This window comes from Rhabdobacter roseus (assembly GCF_014202275.1).
GTDB lineage: Bacteria > Bacteroidota > Bacteroidia > Cytophagales > Spirosomataceae > Rhabdobacter > Rhabdobacter roseus.
The window spans coordinates 1077577-1096951 of record NZ_JACHGF010000002.1 but is presented as its reverse complement, the minus strand read 5'-3'; the positions used below and the strand labels follow the sequence as shown (position 1 = coordinate 1096951).

Genomic DNA, 19375 nt, shown 5'->3' with positions numbered 1-19375 from the left:
ATAGAGCGAAGTCAATTAAAAACCTAAATTAAGTCCAACCGTGTACACGCGGGGAATGGGGTTAGTACGGTTATCTAGTCCGGGCTGCTGGTTAGTTGTTACGCTGCTGTTCAACTCAGGATCAAGACCCGTGTACTTCGTGATGACAAACGCATTTTGAATTTGTGCGTACACCCGGAACGAGTTAGACTTGATGCGGTTGCGCAAATTTGATGGTAGAGTATATCCCAAACCAATGTTCTGAGCCCTTAGGAAACTGCCATTTTCCAGGAATCGGCTGTTGGTATGGCCGGTTTGGTTCACGTTTGCGTCAGACAGAAATGCCAGTCTGGGTACATCCGTAACCTGTCCTTCGCCCGTCCAGCGATTCAGTAGCTCACGTCCTCCATTTCCAAACACCTGGTTGACCAACTGTTCCTGGCGCGTCACGTTATACACTTTATTACCACCAGAGTAGGTGAAGAAGACGTTCAGATCAAAATTATTGTACGTGAAGGTGTTATTAAATCCACCAAACCAGGTTGGGTTAGAGCGGCCCAGGATACGCTTGTCAGCAAAAGTGAGCGCAGGGGCGTTTACATTAGTAACGGCTGGGTTTGCGGGATCATACACCGCGAAGGTCGTAGCGCCTACCCGTTGCTGCACCAGGCTTCCGTCGGCTTTCTCAAAAATAGGGTTACCATTGGCTGGGTTTACGCCGTGGTACTGGTAGCCAAAGAAGGAGCCGATGGGTTCGCCCTCACGGGTCACGTGGTAGGCGCTGTTAATGTCATTAACCAGTCGTAATACTTCGTTTTTAATGAATGTTACGTTAAAATTGCTTCTCCAGGCAAATCCACCCGCCTGGATGTTGGTGCTAGTCAACGAGAATTCCCAGCCTTTGTTGTACATCGCACCCACGTTTTGGGCAATCTGGTTGGCAGGAATACCCAAAGAAGGAGGGGTAGGTGCCTGCAGAATCAGGTTGTCAATGTCGTTCTTGAAGTACTCCGCCGTGAAGCTGATGCGGTTCGATAGCAGTGATAGGTCCAAACCGAAGTTGGTTTTATTACTGGTTTCGAAGCTGAGGTTGCTATTACCCACCTGGTTGAAGCGGAGGCCGCTCCAATCGCCGTATTGAGCGGCCGCAAAAATACCAGCATAGGGGTAGTTTCCGATCTCTACGTTCCCTACTTTGGCCCATCCACCGCGTAGTTTCAGCTCGCTAATGAATTCTAAGCCACTCGCACCTTTAAAGAAATCTTCTTCCGAAATCCGCCATCCTACAGACACCCCGGGTAGTAGGGCCGACTGATTGCCGTGAGGCAGCGAAGAAATTTTGTCGTTCCGAACGGTGGCTGTCAGCAGGTACCGATCTTTGAGGGAGTAGTTGGCCCGCGCGAATACCGAGGAGAAGGCGCGTTCCGAGGCCGTACCGCCGACGAACTGGTTGGTCAGTGAACCACTGATGATGTTTTCATTTTCCCCAAAGTAGATGCTGGATAAGTTGGTCCCGTGCGCAAGGAACCATCTGGTCCGGGTTTTTTGATGCTCCAGACCCACCACTACGCCCAGGTTACTTTCACCAAGGGTTTTGTTGTAGCTGAGGGTATTCTGCCAGTTGTAGCGGAACGAAGGCAGGTTATACTGTTGGATACGCCCGTTTACGCCACGTCCGTCACCGTGTCCTGGGTGCGTAAACATGTAATCTTCTCCGTTCAGGTAATTGATACCAATCATAGATCGTACATGCAAGCCTTCCAATACCTCTAAATCTATAAACGTATTCCCGGTTAGGTTAAGGCTTTGATTTTTGTAGATGTTGTTCTCTAGTATAAAGCCCTGGTTGGTGTAGTTTCCGAAGATGGCTCGGGTATTGGCACCGGGCCCGAGGCTACCTAAGTCAGAGCTCAGGTTGTACGATCCATCGGGCCATTTTACGGGTACGTTCGGGAAGGCATAGATAGCCCCGGCTACGTTACCAGACAGCGCGTTGGTACCCGTGTTAAGACCTGTGTTAGTCGTATGTGACACGGCCATATTCATACCAAACGTGAGCTTATCGTTGAAAGCTTTTTGGTCGAGCTTAGACCGGAACGTAAACCGACGCTGGTTATTGGCGTTGATGTTCCCTTCCATGTCGGTAAAGCCCAGCGAAAAGTAGTAGTTGGTCTGAGCCGTTGCACCACTGAACGACAGGGCGTGGTTGTGCTGAAAGCCATTGCGTAGAATCACGCGTTGCCAGTCGGTATCGTAGGCTTCACCGGTTTCGGGATTCAAGGTAGGAAATGCGGCAGCGGGCAAACTGGGGTTGGCATTGGCCAGTTTTTCGTTGGTGATGGCGATAAACTCGTCCGCATTCATCAAATCGAAATATTTAGAAGGTTGCGAAACAGCCATCCAGCCATCGTAGGTCAGGCGGGGAGCGCCTAGTTTACCTCGTTTGGTGGTAATAAGAATCACCCCATTAGCCGCCCGGGAACCGTAAATAGCCGTGGCTGATCCGTCTTTCAGTACCTCAACGCTCTCAATGTCATTTGGGTTAATGTCGCCAAGGGGGTTGTTGGTCGTATTTCCGCCCTGATCACCAGAGATGTAGGGCAGTCCATCTACCACGTAGAGTGGGTCAGAACTGTTGGAGATGGAGTTGGTACCCCGAATCCGAATCCGGGCGGGTTGCCCCAACATTCCGCTGGGAACGGAAGCTTGTACCCCCGCTACTTGTCCTTGCAGGAACTTATCGAAGCTGGGAATGGCCATATCCTTGATGCCTTCTCCTTTGATGGTACCTACCGAGCCGGTTACATCGCGGCGCTGCTGCGTACCATAACCCACTACCACTACCTCGCTCAGTGCTTTTATGTCCGAGCGGAGCTCAACATTAATCACACTGCGGTTGCCGATGGCTACCTCTTCGGGGAGGAGGCCTACAAAGCTAAAAACCAGGGTGTTGGCTCCCGTTGGAACATTGATCCGGTAGTTTCCTTCGGTGTCGGAGGTACTTCCTACCGAAGTACCCTTTACCAGAATACTGACACCCGGAATGCTGGAACCGTCGTCGGTAGAGGTGACTCTACCGGAAATCACTCTGTCCTGTGCCAGCGCAAGCCCAGCCCAAAACAAGGTCATAAACGTGAATAAATACTTCTTCATACGATTAATGTTTGGTTAGATTGTTAATGCAATAATAATAAATGGGTAACGATAAATAGTAAAACAGCGATACAGCTAAAATTAATGTAACCTTTATTTACATAGGCATTTTGTATTTAAGTAATTGATTAGTAATGAATTGTTTGTTGATTTTATCATGGTACTTTATGAACTATGGATATGATTTTTTTAAAGTTATTTGCTTAGGCAATAAGTATTTCAACATATAGCTTCTTTCCCTGGTCTTTTCCTATCTATAGCTACTTGCTAGAAAATCCTCCTTGAAGTGAGCTCATTAGGCAGGCAAGAGGTCTATAGCTTGTCTTGGAATCAGCGCCATTTGTAACCATGTATTGCCCCTACCAAAGCAGCCGTAGCCTAGCATTGGGTTGAGTAGGCTAGGGAACTTTGCCTTCTCTGGCCAACACCAAGATTACATTGGTGTTCCTCAAATACAGGGGGGCTGTCCTTCCACGGCATATACTAATATAAAGTGCCTGAAATCCAGCACAACTAGCGAGGGATTTTAAGCCTTAAATAAATGGCTTTTGCCTGCTAGTAAAACCGGGTCATCGGGTTGCCTAGGGAAATAATCCGCAGGCCGAGGAAGGACAATTAAGGGGAGTATGCTAGCAAAAGTAGAAAAAAAACGATTTAATGAAAGTACCCTCATCCAAATTATTTATGAATTTTAAAATGTTACCAAAGATACATAACTCTTTGAGAGTCTGCAAGTTTCTAACTGGATTCTAATGATATGCAGAAAGTACCCGTTTGTTACTCTAAAGTGTACTTACTGAAAATTGGGTTAAAGGCTATAACCTTTAACTATTTTAATTGTTTCTATTCCCGAAAGGCTCATATGCCGAATTAAATTTTGGTAAATGAGCTAAGTACTTGGTGGGTACATAATGCATAGTTATCTTTGTAATTATTAGTGAACTATTTATCAACAAAAGTCTACTTGTATGAAGAAGTTTTTATCAAGTGTCCTGATGGCGGTGCTGCTCAGTAGTACACTAGCATTGGCCCAGGAGCGAACAGTGACGGGAAGAGTGACGGCAGAAGATGGCTCTGTACTTCCGGGCGTAAACATAGCCCTGAAAGGAACCACTCGGGGTACCTCTACCAGCGGAGAGGGTACTTACAGTTTACAGGTACCTACGGGAGGTACCTTGGTGTTTAGTTTTATTGGTTTTGTTTCTCAGGAAATAGCCGTTGGAAATCAGACGGAGATCAACGTAACGTTGGCCAATGATATAAATCAGCTGCAAGAGGTCGTGGTGACGGCCCTGGGGATCAGGCGCGAAGAGAAATCCATCGGCTATGCCGCCCAGACCATCCAGGGAACCGAACTCAGTGAAGTCCGGGAAACCAACGTGGCCAATTCCCTGACCGGAAAGTTGGCTGGAGTACAGGTAGGCACCAACTCGGGTGCCATGGGCGGATCGGTGAAGGTGACGGTGCGCGGAGTAAGCTCCATTACGGGCAATAACAACGCCCTGTTTGTGGTGGACGGAATGCCTTTTGATAATTCCAATACCAATACCACCAACCAGCAACGCGGTGGCGGTGGCTATGACTATGGTAACACCATTCAGGATCTTAATCCGAATGACATCGAGACGGTGACAGTACTTAAGGGTGCTGCGGCAACGGCCCTCTGGGGGAGCCGGGGAGCGAATGGAGTCATTATGATTACGACCAAGCGAGGTTCTTCCCGGAAGGGGGTCGGCGTGAACTATACCTTGGGAGCTACCATGGAGCGGGTATCCGTACTGCCCAAGTTTCAGAACCGCTACGGCGGAGGCTATGACTTTACCCGCCTCTACTACGACGAAAACCCGGAGGCTTTTCCCGACGGACGCCAAGGGTACTATACCGACGACGATGGCCGCAGCTACGACCTGATCCCGGACTACGGCACGGACGAATCGTGGGGCCCCGAGCTACTGGGGCAAATGTACCGCCCCTACTGGAGCTGGGACCGCGAGCGGGGCAACCCCGAATTCGGTACGCTGAGCGCCTGGTCGCCGCAGCCCAACAACGTCCGGAATTTCTTCGAAACCGGTACTACCCTGACCAACTCGATTTCCTTCGATGGCGGAAACGACAACGGTACCTTTCGATTTTCGTACTCCAACCTGGATCAAAAGTTTATTTTACCAAACTCTTCCTACAAGCGGCATAACTTCGGCTTTAACGGTACGTATAATCTGAGCGAGAAACTGTCCGTTTCTACCAATGCCAACTACGTGTCCAACCAGGCCGTGGGGCGTCCGGGTACGGGCTACTCGGGCCTGAACGTAACGCAGGCGTTTTACCAGTGGGGCCAACGCCAGTGGGATATGGACAAAATGAAAGATTACCAACTACCCGACGGTACCCAACTCACCTGGAACCGGAACAGCTGGGATGATCCTACCCCTAAGTACACGGATAATCCCTACTGGACTCGGTACAAAAACTACCAGAACGACAGCCGGGACCGCATGTACGGAAACGTGATGACCGCCTATAAATTCAACGAGCACTGGAGCGCCGACGTGAAGTTCATGACCGACTTCTACTCCGAAAGGCAGGAGGAGCGGACGGCCATCGGCTCGCAGGATATTCCGGGCTACGCTTTGTATAAGCTGAACCATAACGAAAATAACTTCCAAGGGTTAATTCACTACGACAACTACTTCTCGGATAATTTCTCGCTGAACGCTTACGTAGGAGGTAACATCATGCGCCGCATCCGAAGTACCTCCGGAGGAGCTACCGTAGACGGACTCAGCTCCGACGTATACAACCTGAACGCATCGATCGCTCGCCCCACGGTCTATGATGCCAAGTCTGAGAAGCAGATTAATTCTGTATTTGCCAACGCCTCTTTGGGCTTTGCCAACCAGCTGTACCTGGACCTGACGGCTCGTAATGACTGGTCTTCTACGCTACCAGCCGGTAACAACTCCTACTTCTACCCGTCGGCTTCGCTGTCGTGGGTATTTACGGAGTCTTTGGTCAATGTTTCTTGGTTGTCCTTCGGGAAACTAAGGGCAGCGCTGGCTTCGGTGGGTAATGATACTGATCCTTATAATACGCTGCTTTCCTACGAGCTTCGTCAGCCTTTCGGCTCGGACTCGCGCGTGTCGGTACCCAACTCCCTGCCCAATCAGAATCTGATGCCGGAGATTACCAACGAGTTTGAAATAGGTACCGAGCTCCGGTTCTTTGGTAACAGGCTAGGGCTAAATGCATCTTATTATAATCGACAAACCAAGAACCAGATCATTGCCCTGTCGCAATCAGCTACTACGGGCTATACCAACCGCTTCACGAACGCCGGGCTGGTCGAAAATAAAGGGGTTGAGCTAAGCCTAAATGCTACCGCTATTCAGGCTAATAACTTCAGTTGGAACATCAACGTCAACTGGGCCCGTAACCGCAACAAGGTCGTGAAGCTTACCGACGAGCAGAAGATTTATGTGCTGGTGAACGCGCCATTTGCGGTGCAATTACAGGCTCGTGAGGGAGAATCGTACGGTTCGATTGTCGGATATAACTTCGTATACGATGATAATGGAAATAAAATCGTCGACGCCGACGGAGCCTACCTAAGATCCAACGAGCAGGAAGTGATCGGCTCGGTACTGCCGGACTTCGTAGGGGGGGTGACCAATACCTTCCGGTATAAAAACCTCTCGCTTTCGGCCCTGATCGACTTCCAGAAGGGGGGTAGTTTCTTCTCCACGACCCAGATGTTCGGAAGGATGTCGGGGATTCTGGAAGAAACGGCCGCTAACAACGTACGGGAAGACGGGATGATAGCCCCCGGCGTCACGGCCGAAGGCGCTCCCAATACCGTGGCTCTGGACCCAATCGAATACTATTATTCCAACGGAGGCTACGTGATTAACGCCGCCGATGTGGTCGATGCCAGCTACATCTACCTACGTGAAGTTAGGATTGGCTACGCGCTGCCCGCCAAATGGTTTGGAGGTAAGATCATTCAAAACGCCAACCTGGCGATTTCGGGCCGGAACCTCCTGTTGCTCAAATCCAACTCGAAGCACATCGATCCCTCCAACATCACCAGCTCCATTACCAACATCCAGGGTATAGAGGGCTCGGCGCTGCCTTCGGTGCGTTCAGTAGGCTTCACATTGTCTTTTGGGTTGTAAGCGCAGCCTAGTACGTGTGGTAAGAATAAAGAGTTGTAAAGCTTAACTAGTTACAAAAAATGAAACTAAAAAATTGTTTATACCTGGGTTCACTTTTGTTCATGGCCTCCTGCAACGATTTGCAAGAGATGAACATGAACCCCAACCAGCCCACGGCGGCGGAGTCGGGTCAGTTTTTTACGACGGCCCAATACAATTTTTCCAACCAGATTTGGGATGATTGGAACAACGGTCGCATGGGCATGTACTACGCCCAATACTGGTCGTCGACTTACTACTCGGACGAAAGCCGGTACCTGATTCGAGAAGGTACCAACCAAACCACTTGGAATGCCCTGTATGCGGACGTACTTCGGGAACTCAGCGAATCGCAGGAAATCGAACGCGAAAGGCAGGTACTTGGCTATGAAAACCGGGTCGCGATTGCGGAAGTCATGAAGACCATGGTCTTTCATTATATATCGGATATCTACGGCGGCCCCATTCCTTACACTGAAGCGCTCAACAACGAGATCATTACTCCACGTTATGAGTCCGGGCCGGAAGTGTACGAGCGGCTGCTGGCTACCCTGGATCAGCAGGTAGGTATTCTTAACGCCTCCGATCCCGGGTTTCTGGCCGGCGATATCATCTACGGTGGTAATGTTGAAAACTGGAAAAAGTTTGCGAACTCCCTGCGGATGCGGATTGCCCTGCGAATGATCGACGTCAAACCAACGGAAGCAGCGGCGGCCATTGCTAAGTCGCTGGACCCGGCCAATGGCGGGGTCATCTCTTCCAACGCCGAAAGCGCTTTGTTCAGGTACCTGGCGGGAGCTCCTAACAACAACCCCCTGAACGAGGCCTTCAAAACTCGGATAGATTTTGCCGTAAGCGCCACGCTCGTTGACTACCTCAACAAGTACGAAGACCCGCGCCTGGCGGTGTACGCAGAGCCCGTTCGGGGTACCAATACGTACGTAGGGGAAATCTACGGCCTGCGGCAGGGCGACGCCCAGCAGTCCAACGGTGACCCAACCCGCGTGAGCCTGCCCTCGGCTAATTTCTCCATTGCCGCCACGGCCCCGGCCGTTTGGCTGGACTATGCCGAGGTGGAGTTCATGCTGGCGGAGATCGAAGCCCGCAACCTGGGGCTTAATACGGGCGGGACCGCCAAGGAGCACTACGAAAACGGCATCCGGGCTTCCTTTGCGTATACCGGCCTAAGTACTGCCGCCGCCAACGCGTATATCGAGAATGTACCCTACGTACCCGTCCGTTGGAAAGACGCCATCGGCAGCCAGAAGTGGATCGCCATGTACATGCAGGGCATTCAGGGCTGGCTGGAGCGTTTGCGACTGGATTTCAAAGATCCCTACACGGGGGAGGAAATTTTTGTAGCACCCGCTGGAGGTTCGCTGGACCAAGCCGTGACGACGGTACCTTACCGGATGAGCTACCCTGTTACGGAAGCTTCGCTGAACGGCACCAACTATGCCGCTGCCGTCCAGATGCTGGGAGGCAACAACAGCAAAGGGGCTAAGCAATGGTGGGACGTGAACTAAGCCAGGTACCTTAATTTATTCAGAAGGTACTTTATTTACATTTATTCGGCGAATAACACAAGGGAAGGTCTTCTTACTCAGGTAGGAAGACCTCTCTTTTTATGCGAATGTATCTCCCATTTAGGTACTTTACTGCGAAATGTTTTAATAACAGGGGGCATTTCAAAATTTAATTCTGCAAAATGAGTACAATCCGTTGCTATGGATAAACTGAATGTTATCTTTGCAACTATTAGTAAATCATTAAATAACAATTAGTGATTCATTTTTAACATAACCTAATCGTATGAAGAACTTTTTACCTGCAATCCTGGCGGGTTTGTTGCTGCTTAGCATGCATTCCTATGCCCAGGAAATCGCCGTTTCGGGCAAGGTTTCGGCAGAAGATGGCTCGGTACTTCCGGGCGTAAATGTTTCGCTTAAGGGAACGACCCGCGGGGTCAGTACCAATAGCGAAGGGGAATACCGTATTACGGCTCCTACCGGATCTACGCTAGTTTTCAGTTTCATTGGCTTCAACAGTCAGGAAATCGCCGTAGGTACCCAGAGTATCATCAATGTAGTGCTGGTCAATGACGTAGCCCAGCTTCAGGAGGTAGTCGTTACGGGGGCCTATGGTAACCAACGCTCTTCCCGCGCTACCACCTATAGTGCGCAGGTCGTTGCTGATGAGCAGTTGAACACCATCCGCCAACCCAACCTCAACAACTCGTTGGCCGGTAAGGTAGCGGGTATTCAGGTACGTAGCCAGTCGGCCGCCGCTCTGGGCAGGCAGACGGAAGTACGTCTGCGGGGAGCCTCAGGGCTAGGTACCGGCACCGGTGCGTTGTACGTCGTAGACGGTACCATTCTGCCTAACGCCGATGACATCAACCTTGATGACGTCGAGAGCGTATCGGTACTTCAGGGACCAGCCGCTTCGGCGCAGTTTGGTTCTCAAGGAGCCAACGGGGCCATCGTCATTACGCTCAAAAGAGGAAAGAAAACCGCCGGTATGGGCTTGACCCTTAACCTGGGAGCTCAGTTTGAGAATGTATACATCATGCCCAACTACCAGAATTCTTATTCCGGTGGTGCGAACGGCGATTTGACGAAGTATACCTGGAAAGCGGGCGACCCGGAAGAGTGGAAGGCGCTGGAAGGCAAGTACTACCCTGACTACAACGACGACGCAAGCTGGGGCCCCCGTATGGTAGGGCAGGAGTACATTCCCTGGTATGCCTGGTATGGTGGCCACAGCCGTTCGTACCAAACTGCCACGCTGGACCCTCAGCCCGACAATGGCCGCGATTTCTACAATACGGGCGTGGTACTTAACAACTCCGTGAGCTTCAACACCGCTACCGAGAGGCTTACGTTCAAGGCCAGCTATGCCAATCAGGATATCAAAGGGCTCATCCCTAATTCTGGTTTGAAGAAAAACATTTTTGGTATTAAGACGACCTATGAGCTGAACAAGCACCTTGAGTTTTCGGCCAATATCAACTACGTGAATTGGAGCCTGAAAGGCGAAATCGACGATGCCTACTCCAACCAATCCACGGGTGCCTTCAGCCAATGGTTCCACCGTAACCTCGACATGGGAATCATGAAGGAGCTTCGGGGTCTCACCACGCCGGACGGTATCTTTGCCAGCTGGAACCACGCCAGCCCCGCGACTTACGATCCTTCTAATCCTCGCAACTTCTACGCCGGGAACTACTGGTACAACCCGTACACCTACTACGACCTGATCGACATGGTACAAACCCGCGATCGTTTGTTTGGTGACGTGGCCTTTACGTACCGAGTTAACAGTGATCTCAGTTTGAAAGCCACCTACCGGAAGCAGCAAAATACCACCTGGGCCGAAACCAAGTACAGCAGCCGCCTGAACGAAAGTGGTTTGCAAACGACTGGAAATAACGCACGGGCCAGGGGCTTTTATTCTACCGGCAATAGCTATTCCAACCGGCAGAACCTGGAATTTATGGCCAACTACAACAAAACCATCCAAGACTTCAGCATCAATGGTTTTGTGGGAGCGGACTTCTTCCAGTGGGTTTCCAAGTCAAATTCAGCCAATACCAATCAAGGCCTGAGTGTACCGGATCTTTTCACCCTGGCTAACTCCGTGAATGACCCCACTATTGCTAACGGCCGGGCCGAGGAGAAATACCGGGCTGTGTTTGGTAATGCCTCCATTGGATACCGAGACTTTATCTACTTAGAAGGTACCCTTCGTAAGGACTGGTACTCGACTTTACCTCCCAATAACAACGCGGTACTTTCCAAGTCTATCGGAGCCTCGTTTATCTTCGGTGATCTGATAGCCAAAGATTCCCGCTGGTTTAGCTTTGGTAAACTTCGGGCTTCCTGGGGAGAAATTCCGCAGGCACTGGGTACCACGGCCGAGACCTTCGGAGCCTACCGTTACCCTGGCTTTGCGTACGGAGTGGGTCAGTTCAAGTGGGGCAACAACTACCTCATGAGCACGCCCGACCAGCTCGTTGATCCCGAAATCCGCGGTTCGGTCGTTTCTCAGCGCGAAATAGGCGTTGACCTGCGCTTCCTGTCTAACAAGATCGGATTCTCCGCTACCTACTTTGACGGTACCGCCGAAGGCTTCCCCTTCTCACTGAGTATCAACGGAGCCAGCGGATTTACTTCGTTACTTACCAACGTAGGTACCATCACCAAAAAAGGAATTGAACTTAAGGTGGACGTAACGCCCATCGACATACCCAACTTCCGCTGGAACTTGCTAGGTACCTACTCTAACCTGCTCGAAAACGACGTGATCGAGATCAGCAAGAAGTACGGGATCTCCCGCACGACCAACCTGGGTGGTGTATGGGGAAGCACGGTACCTTATATGGTACACATTGAAGGCCAGCGCTGGGGCCAGTTGTATGGCAACGGGATCAAGCGGATCAACGGACAGCCCGTCCTGAACTCCAGCGGATTCTACGTAAATGACCCCGATGTTAACTTTGGTAGCGTATTGCCTCAGGTTACGGGCGGTGTTCAAAATACCTTTAACTTCCTGAAGGACTTTACTTTGAACGTCAACATTGACTACCAGTTTGGGGGTAAATTTGCCTCTCTTTCCAACATGTGGGGATCTTACAGCGGCCTTACCGCCCGGACGGCTACCGTGAATGACAAAGGCAATTCAATCCGTGACGCCGTAGCTGATGGCGGCGGTATCCACGTATCGGGTGTCAACGAAGCCGGTGAAGCCGTAGACTACTACGTGGAGGCGCAGGACTACTACCATAACCTGTACAACAATAAGGTATTTGATGAATTCATCTATGACCTTACCTTCGTTAAGCTACGCGAGCTTGCGTTGGGGTATAACCTTCCCGTAAAATCGTGGGGGCTTTCCAAGTACTTCCAAACGGCAACCCTTTCGTTTGTAGCGCGTAACCCGGTGTTGATCTACGCCAAGACCAGGGATTTCGATCCATCGGAAGTAAGTGCTGTCTATGGCGAAACGGGCCAGCTGCCTGGTACCAGAGGGTACGGATTTAACCTGCGAATTGGATTCTGATCCTTTCATCCCCATTACTTTACTCATTAAGAAATTCAAGATGAAAAATAAAATATTATCAGCTACGCTTTCTGGCCTCCTGCTTGTGGGGGTCTCGGGCTGCTCAGACTTTTCTGATTTTGGTGATACCAACCTAAATCCGGCGGCTACCACCAATCCTAACATTGGGGCTCTGCTTACCAACGTAGAAGCGGGTATCGCTGGTTATGCTACGCAAACCCGGGGTGGTCTCTACGCCCAGTACTTCTCCGAAACGCAGTACACCGACGTCTCTTTGTACAGCATTCCGCAGGTGGCCTTCGTGGGCGAGTATACAGGTAGCCTGTACGACCTGGAGAATATCATCATACAGGATCAGAGCCGGAATATGAGCGCCATTGCCAAGATCCTGAAGCAGTATATCTTCTGGACCATCACCGACCGTTGGGGCGATGTACCTTACAGCGAAGCGCTGAAAGGCGTTGAATTCCCGACGCCAAAGTATGACCGCCAGGAGGAGATCTACAAGGGTATTATCCAGGGCTTGAAAGAAGCCGTGACCGAATTTGATAATTCGCCCATTACCGGCGATGTCATTTTTGGGGGTAACATCGATCTCTGGAAACGTACGGCCAACTCCATCCGTTTGCTGGCCGCCATACAGCTTTCCAAAAAATTCCCCAGCCCCACGGGCTACGCCGCGACGGAATTCAAGGCCGCACTCAACGATCCGGCTGGGTACATCACCACCAACGCGCAGAACTTTGCGGTTTCTTACCCCGGAGGAAACTTCAACAGCAACTGGTGGAACCTCTACAATGGCCGGAAGGACTTCGCCGAAAGCGAGACCATGACGACCCTGCTGGGTTCCCTGGCCGACACCCGCCAAAGTGTATTTGGCGGTGCGACGGAGCTCGAAGGACAGCCTAACTCCAACGCCACTTCTAACATAGGAATGCCCTACGGCTTGCGCCGGGCTAGTGCCGAAGCTTTTACGGCCGACAACCCTACCTGGGCCCGGATTTTGCGGGGTGACAAGAGAACCAACAACGGAACGGTTCACATCATCACGGCCTCTCAGGTGGCTCTGGCCCGCGCCGAAGCGGCCGATTACGGCTGGACCACCGAGAACCTGCAAACCGTGTACCGTCAGGGTATCACGCTCTCCTTTGAGCAGTGGGGGCTGAGTGCACCGGCTAACTCTTACTTTACGCAAAACAACGTAGCCTTGGCCGCTGCCGCAGGTACTGGCGCTAACATCCGGAATATTTCCGTACAGCGGTTCATTGCGACTTATCCTAACGGACTTCAGGGCTGGAACATCTGGCGCAAAACCGGGTTCCCCGTGCTCACGCCCGCTCCCGATGCCACCAATACTTCCAAGCAAATTCCCCGCCGGTACGTGTACGACCCCAATACGGAGTACTCCAGCAACAAGGCCAGCGTAGAAGCGGCCGCGGCCCTTATTCCCGGCGGCGATACGCAGGACTCACGCGTATGGTGGGATCAATAAGCGCAGGTGTGAACAGAATTCTAAAAAAGCTTAATCATAGAACGAACATGAGATATAACATTCTAGTAAGGTACCTTTTAGCGTTTCTCGCTTTCTCGGCCTTTTTTACCTCTTGTATCAAGGATGACGTGACTCCGCTGGGGGACAAAGGACAATCCATGGTGAAATTTTTTGAAGGGACGGAAAATCAACTATTTTTTAGCCCCTTTACCAACATGAAAACCATTGACCTTTTTAGCGTACGGCGAGATGTCAATTCTAATGCTACGTTGAGAACGGCTACGGCGGTGAAATTGACGGCTGCTCCGGGACTTCTGGCTGATTTTAACGAAGAAAACGATGAGACTTTCGAGTGGCTACCCGACTCCTTGTATACGTTGGTTTCTAATTCGACGATCCAAAAAACGTCAGATGGCTACATGTTGAACTTTGGTTCTGGTGATTTCGCCAAGGAGCTGTCGATTCAGCTTAACGGAGCCAAGTGGGACATTTCGCACAAGTACGCCGTAGCCTACACCATTACGGATGCTTCAGGGCTGCCCATTAAATCGGGAGGAGAGTCGATTCTGGCGTTCATTAGCGTGAAGAACAAGTATGACGGTGTTTATGCGGTGACGGGTACCATGCAAGACTTTGCAAATCCGGCTTTGGTAACGGTTAATAATGATCCTGCGGGTAGCGGCCTGGTGATGGAATATACCCTCCAGACGGCCAGCCCTACCAAATGCCTGGTGGTGGACAATGTGATTGTGGGCGGCGTGGCGACTCCTATCTGGACCGGAACGGGCTATAGCTACTTTGGAAGCTTTGGTCTAGTGATTGAATTTGATCCCGTGACGGACAAGGTAGTGGCTGTGACCAACTACTTCGGCCAGCCCGCTGGCAACACCCGCTCGGCCCAGCTGGATCCCTCGGGCGTGAATGCGTACGACCCAAGTACCAAGACCATCCAGCTCAAGTACTGGATGATCCAGCCCAGTGTCATAGCGGCAGCTCCCCACATCCGTACCGCTTGGGACGAAGAGTGGAAGTTTGTGAGAGAAAGGTAGTAGCCAGAAGCACTTTTTGATTGCTACTATTTACCAAAAAAGGTTGCTGAACTGAATTCAGCAACCTTTTTTGCTGACAAACAAAGTAGACTTAGGCCTTCCCAAACTTCTATCTTCATAAAATTGTTTAACCAATTATTATAGTCAACCTAACCTCCTTTTAATTATTTCATGACTACAATTACCAAAAGGGTAATCACGGGATTAATTCTTCTATTTATTCTCGGACTGGTGTTTTATCCCAGATTGAAAGAATATTTTCAGAAAGCGCCCACCACGGGTGCGCCTGCTGCCGGAGTGCGGCCCGGTGGGGGCAAGGCCATTGTTTCGGTGATGGTGGTAGAGCCAGCCCGGCTGGACGAAGTAGTCAAAACAACCGGCACGGTACTGGCCAACGAAGAAGTGGAAATACGGAGTGAAGTGTCCGGCAAAATTACCCAACTATCCCTACGCGAGGGCCAGAACGTGCAAAAAGGGACTATCCTCTTAAAAATCAATGACGATGATTTGCAGGCACAGCTTAAAAAGTTGGAGTACAGCAAAAAACTGGCAGAGGATAATGAGTTCCGGCAGCGGCGTTTGCTGGAAAAAGAAGCCATCAGTCAACGGGAATACGACATTAGCCTTACTTCGGTGAAAACCATCGAAGCCGACATTGAAAATATTACGGCGCTCCTGGCCAAAACTACCATTCGGGCTCCCTTTGCGGGGCGCATTGGGCTCAGGTACGTGAGCGAAGGAAGCTACATAACTCCAAGTACCCGCGTAACCATGCTCACGAGCGTCAATCCGGCCAAGGTAGAGTTTTCCATTCCGGCGAAGTACGCCGATAACATCCGGGTCAATAGCCGTATTATTTACCAAACCGAAAGCTCCGAAAGTACCCACAACGGGACGGTCTACGCCATTGATCCGCAAATTGACCCCCAAACCCGTACGCTGCAGGTGCGGGCGCTGAGCCCGAACCCCAAAGGCGAATTGATACCCGGATCTTTTGCCCGCATCGAGCTGATCATCGGCTCCAAGGGGATGGCTATTTCGGTACCTACGGAGGCCGTTATTCCGGAGCAAAATGGGCACAAGGTATTTGTGGTACGCAACGGAAAAGCGCAGCCTCAGGTGGTTGAAGTAGGTGTGCGGGGAGAAAGTACGGTGGAAATCAGCCGCGGGCTCAATGCCGGAGATACGCTGATTACGACGGGAATTCTACAGGTAAAACCCGAAGGAGCGGTAGAAATTCGGGAGGTTATCAATCGCCCGCTGGCCCGGGTGGAAGCTCAGCTCTAAAGAAATTTATTCTCCGAGCATTCGTTAGAATCTTTTACGCTTAAATTTTAAAGGTACATGGCAAGTTTGTCAGATGTAAGCATCAAGCGTCCCGTACTGGCGATCGTTATGTCGCTGGTCGTTATGCTGTTCGGGGCGATTGGTTTTCTATACCTGGGGGTTCGGGAGTTTCCCAGCGTAGACCCTCCGGTGGTGACCGTCACGACGGTATATACGGGAGCAAACGCCGAAATTGTGGAATCCCAGATCACGGAGCCCCTCGAAGAATCCATCAACGGGATCGCGGGCATCCGGACGCTCTCTTCTTCCAGCCGGGATGGTCGGAGTAGCATTACGGTGGAGTTTGAGCTGGGAGTAGATATGGAAGCCGCGGCCAACGACGTTCGCGACCGCGTATCCAGCGCCCAGCGGGTACTTCCACCGGACGTGGATCCGCCCATTGTGGCCAAGGCCGACGCCGATGCCTCGCCGATTTGGTTTGTTAACGTGCGGAGCGAGCAACGTACCTTGCTGGACCTCAACGACATCGTGACGCGCCAGCTTAAGGAAAAATTCCAGACCGTCCCCGGCGTGAGTAGCGTGCAGATCTGGGGTGAGAAAAAGTACTCCATGCGTTTGCGGATTGACCCAGCCCGCATGGCCGCCTACCGGCTTACTTCCCTCGACATCGCCTCGGCCCTCAACCGCCAAAATGTAGAACTACCCTCGGGAAGCATCGAAGGTGCCAATACGGAGCTGACCGTTAGGACGCTGGGACGGCTGCACACAACCGATGATTTTGACAACATGATCATCTACGAGGAAGGCAACCGGATTGTGCGCTTTAAAGACGTGGGCTACGCCGAGCTGGCTCCGGAAAACGAACGTACTCTACTGAAGCGCGATGGCGTGCCGATGGTGGCCGTGGCCGTGATTCCGCAGCCGGGTGCCAACCACATTGCCATCGTAGACGCTTTGAACGAGCGACTGGCCGTGATTTCCCGCGATTTGCCCAGCGATATTACGGTGGAATTGGGTACGGATTATACCAAATTCGTGCGGTCCTCCATCCAGGAGGTGGAAGAGACCATCTTCATCGCTTTCATGCTGGTAGCGCTCATTATCTTTATTTTTCTGCGCGACTGGCGCTCAACGCTTATTCCACTCACGGCCATTCCTATTTCCCTGATAGGTACTTTCTTCATGATGTACCTTTTTGGCTTTACGATCAATGTATTGACACTCTTGGGTATTGTACTGGCCATCGGGCTCGTCGTGGACGACGCCATTGTGGTACTTGAAAATATTTATGTCAAAATCGAGGAGGGAATGCCTCCCATGCAGGCCGCTTTTACGGGTTCAAAGGAGATTTACTTTGCGGTTATTTCTACTACCGTAACCCTCACGGCCGTTTTTCTGCCCGTTATTTTTCTGGAAGGAATCACCGGACGGCTGTTTCGGGAGTTTGGCATCGTCGTGGCCGGGGCCGTCATTATTTCCTCCTTCGTTTCCCTGACATTGACGCCCATGCTCAGCTCGCGAATCCTTAAGAACCGCCAGAAAAAGCCGTGGCTGTACCGTAAAACGGAACCCTTCTTCACCTGGCTGGTAGAAGGCTACGAAAGTACCCTGCGGAGCTTCATGTACCACCGCTGGCTGGCTTGGGTCATGGTGATTGTGTTCGGGGGGATTACCTACTACCTGGGTACCGGCAACCGAATCCCCTCGGAGCTGGCTCCCCTCGAAGACCGAAGCAACTTCCGGATCAACAGCGTGGCGCAGGAGGGAGCTACCTTTGAGTACATGCAGAAGTACATCGACGAGCTGGGTAGTTTTATTTACAACGAGCTCGACTCAACCGAGCGCGCCGGGATTGTCACCATTACATCGCCCGGCTTTGGCTCTTCTTCTACCAACTCGGGCTTTACGCGCATCGTGTTGTCTCCTCCCGCCCAGCGTAGCCGCAGCCAGCAGGAGATCGTCGATGATCTTACGCCCAAGATCAAGCAGTTTTCGGGAGCTCGTTCTTTCTTTACCCAAGACCAGACCATCAACGCCGGGGGAGGGCGGGGCCAGCCCATTCAGTACGTTATTCAGGCGCAGAATTTTGAAAAATTAAAGGAATTCCTGCCCAAGGTACTTGAAAGAGCGCAGGCCAGCGCCAAGCTGGAAGGGGTTGATGCCAACCTCAAATTTACCAAACCCGAGATTCGGGTGGAGATTGACCGCGAAAAAGCGCAGAGCCTGGGCGTATCCATTCAGGACGTAGGGCAAACGCTCCAGCTGGGGCTGAGCGGTCGGCGATTTGGGTACTTTATCATGGATGGAAAGCAGTATCAGGTCATTGGACAAATTGACCGCAAGGAGCGAAACGACCTGCTGGACCTGCGCTCGCTGTACGTAAAGAGCAAAAACGGAGAGCTGGTGCAACTGGATAATCTCGTGAAGCTTACCGAGCAAAGTTCACCGCCGCAGCTACTGCGTTTCAATCGCTACATCTCCGCGACCATCTCGGCTAACATGGCCAAGGGCGTTACGCTGGGCGACGGCATTGAAGAAATGGAGCGGATCGGAAAAGAGGTATTGGATGATACCTTCACCACGACGCTGGACGGTAACTCGCGCGAGTTCCGGGAAAGCTCCAACAGCCTCCTGTTCGCCTTCCTGCTTTCGCTCATTCTGATTTTTCTGGTACTGGCCGCTCAGTTTGAGAGTTTTATCGATCCCGTCATTATTCTGCTTACGGTGCCTTTGGCTGTCTGCGGCGCCATGCTATCGCTCTGGGACTTCAGCCAAACCATGAATATATTCAGCCAGATCGGCATCATCGTATTAGTCGGGTTGGTGACTAAAAACGGCATTCTGATCGTTGAGTTTGCCAACCAACGCAAGGAAGAAGGCCTGTCTAAAGCCGAAGCCGTGGTAGACGCGGCGGTATCGCGGTTCCGGCCCATTCTGATGACAAGCCTCTGTACCATTCTGGGTATTCTGCCCATTGCGCTGGCGCTGGGAGCCGGGGCCGAAAGCCGGGTTTCGATGGGAATCGTGGTGGTAGGAGGGATGTTATTTTCTACCATCCTGACGCTCTACGTCATTCCGGCGGTATATTCGTACCTATCGCGCGACTACAAAGGGCGTCCTGAAGAGCCTACCTTTAAGCCGGAGCTGGAAGCGGTGGAGTAAAAAAC

At 51.5% G+C, this 19375-nt stretch carries 8 protein-coding genes; 7 read left to right on the top strand and 1 reads right to left on the bottom strand.

What is annotated here, in order from left to right:
• Nucleotides 1–15: 15 nt before the first annotated feature.
• Nucleotides 16–3132 carry a SusC/RagA family TonB-linked outer membrane protein gene (locus tag HNQ92_RS09630; protein ID WP_184173541.1) on the bottom strand — a complete coding sequence of 1039 codons (3117 nt, stop codon included), beginning with the start codon at nt 3130–3132 and terminating at the stop codon, nt 16–18.
• 968 nt (nt 3133–4100) lie between these two features.
• On the opposite strand from HNQ92_RS09630, the gene HNQ92_RS09625 reads away from it, so the two are divergent.
• From HNQ92_RS09625 to HNQ92_RS09595, 7 genes are all read left to right on the top strand, one after another.
• Nucleotides 4101–7301, top strand: a complete 3201-nt coding sequence (locus tag HNQ92_RS09625) for a SusC/RagA family TonB-linked outer membrane protein (protein ID WP_184173539.1) — start codon at nt 4101–4103, stop codon at nt 7299–7301.
• Nucleotides 7302–7360: 59 nt separating this feature from the next.
• Nucleotides 7361–8845, top strand: coding sequence for a SusD/RagB family nutrient-binding outer membrane lipoprotein (locus HNQ92_RS09620; RefSeq protein WP_184173537.1), 1485 nt, complete (start codon nt 7361–7363; stop codon nt 8843–8845).
• A gap of 286 nt (nt 8846–9131) precedes the next feature.
• Nucleotides 9132–12380 carry a SusC/RagA family TonB-linked outer membrane protein gene (locus tag HNQ92_RS09615; protein ID WP_184173535.1) on the top strand — a complete coding sequence of 1083 codons (3249 nt, stop codon included), beginning with the start codon at nt 9132–9134 and terminating at the stop codon, nt 12378–12380.
• A 40-nt stretch (nt 12381–12420) separates the two neighbouring features.
• Nucleotides 12421–13872 (top strand): SusD/RagB family nutrient-binding outer membrane lipoprotein, encoded by a 1452-nt coding sequence (locus HNQ92_RS09610; RefSeq protein WP_184173533.1) that lies wholly within the window; start codon nt 12421–12423, stop codon nt 13870–13872.
• Nucleotides 13857–14921, top strand: coding sequence for a DUF1735 domain-containing protein (locus HNQ92_RS09605; RefSeq protein ID WP_484573250.1), 1065 nt, complete (start codon nt 13857–13859; stop codon nt 14919–14921). The genes HNQ92_RS09610 and HNQ92_RS09605 overlap by 16 nt, the downstream gene beginning before the upstream one ends.
• 246 nt (nt 14922–15167) lie before the next feature.
• On the top strand, nt 15168–16208 hold the full coding sequence (locus HNQ92_RS09600) for an efflux RND transporter periplasmic adaptor subunit (protein WP_246439846.1): 1041 nt from the start codon (nt 15168–15170) through the stop codon (nt 16206–16208).
• Between the two features lie 57 nt (nt 16209–16265).
• Nucleotides 16266–19370, top strand: a complete 3105-nt coding sequence (locus HNQ92_RS09595; RefSeq protein WP_184173527.1) for an efflux RND transporter permease subunit — start codon at nt 16266–16268, stop codon at nt 19368–19370.
• The last annotated feature ends 5 nt before the right edge of the window (nt 19371–19375 follow it).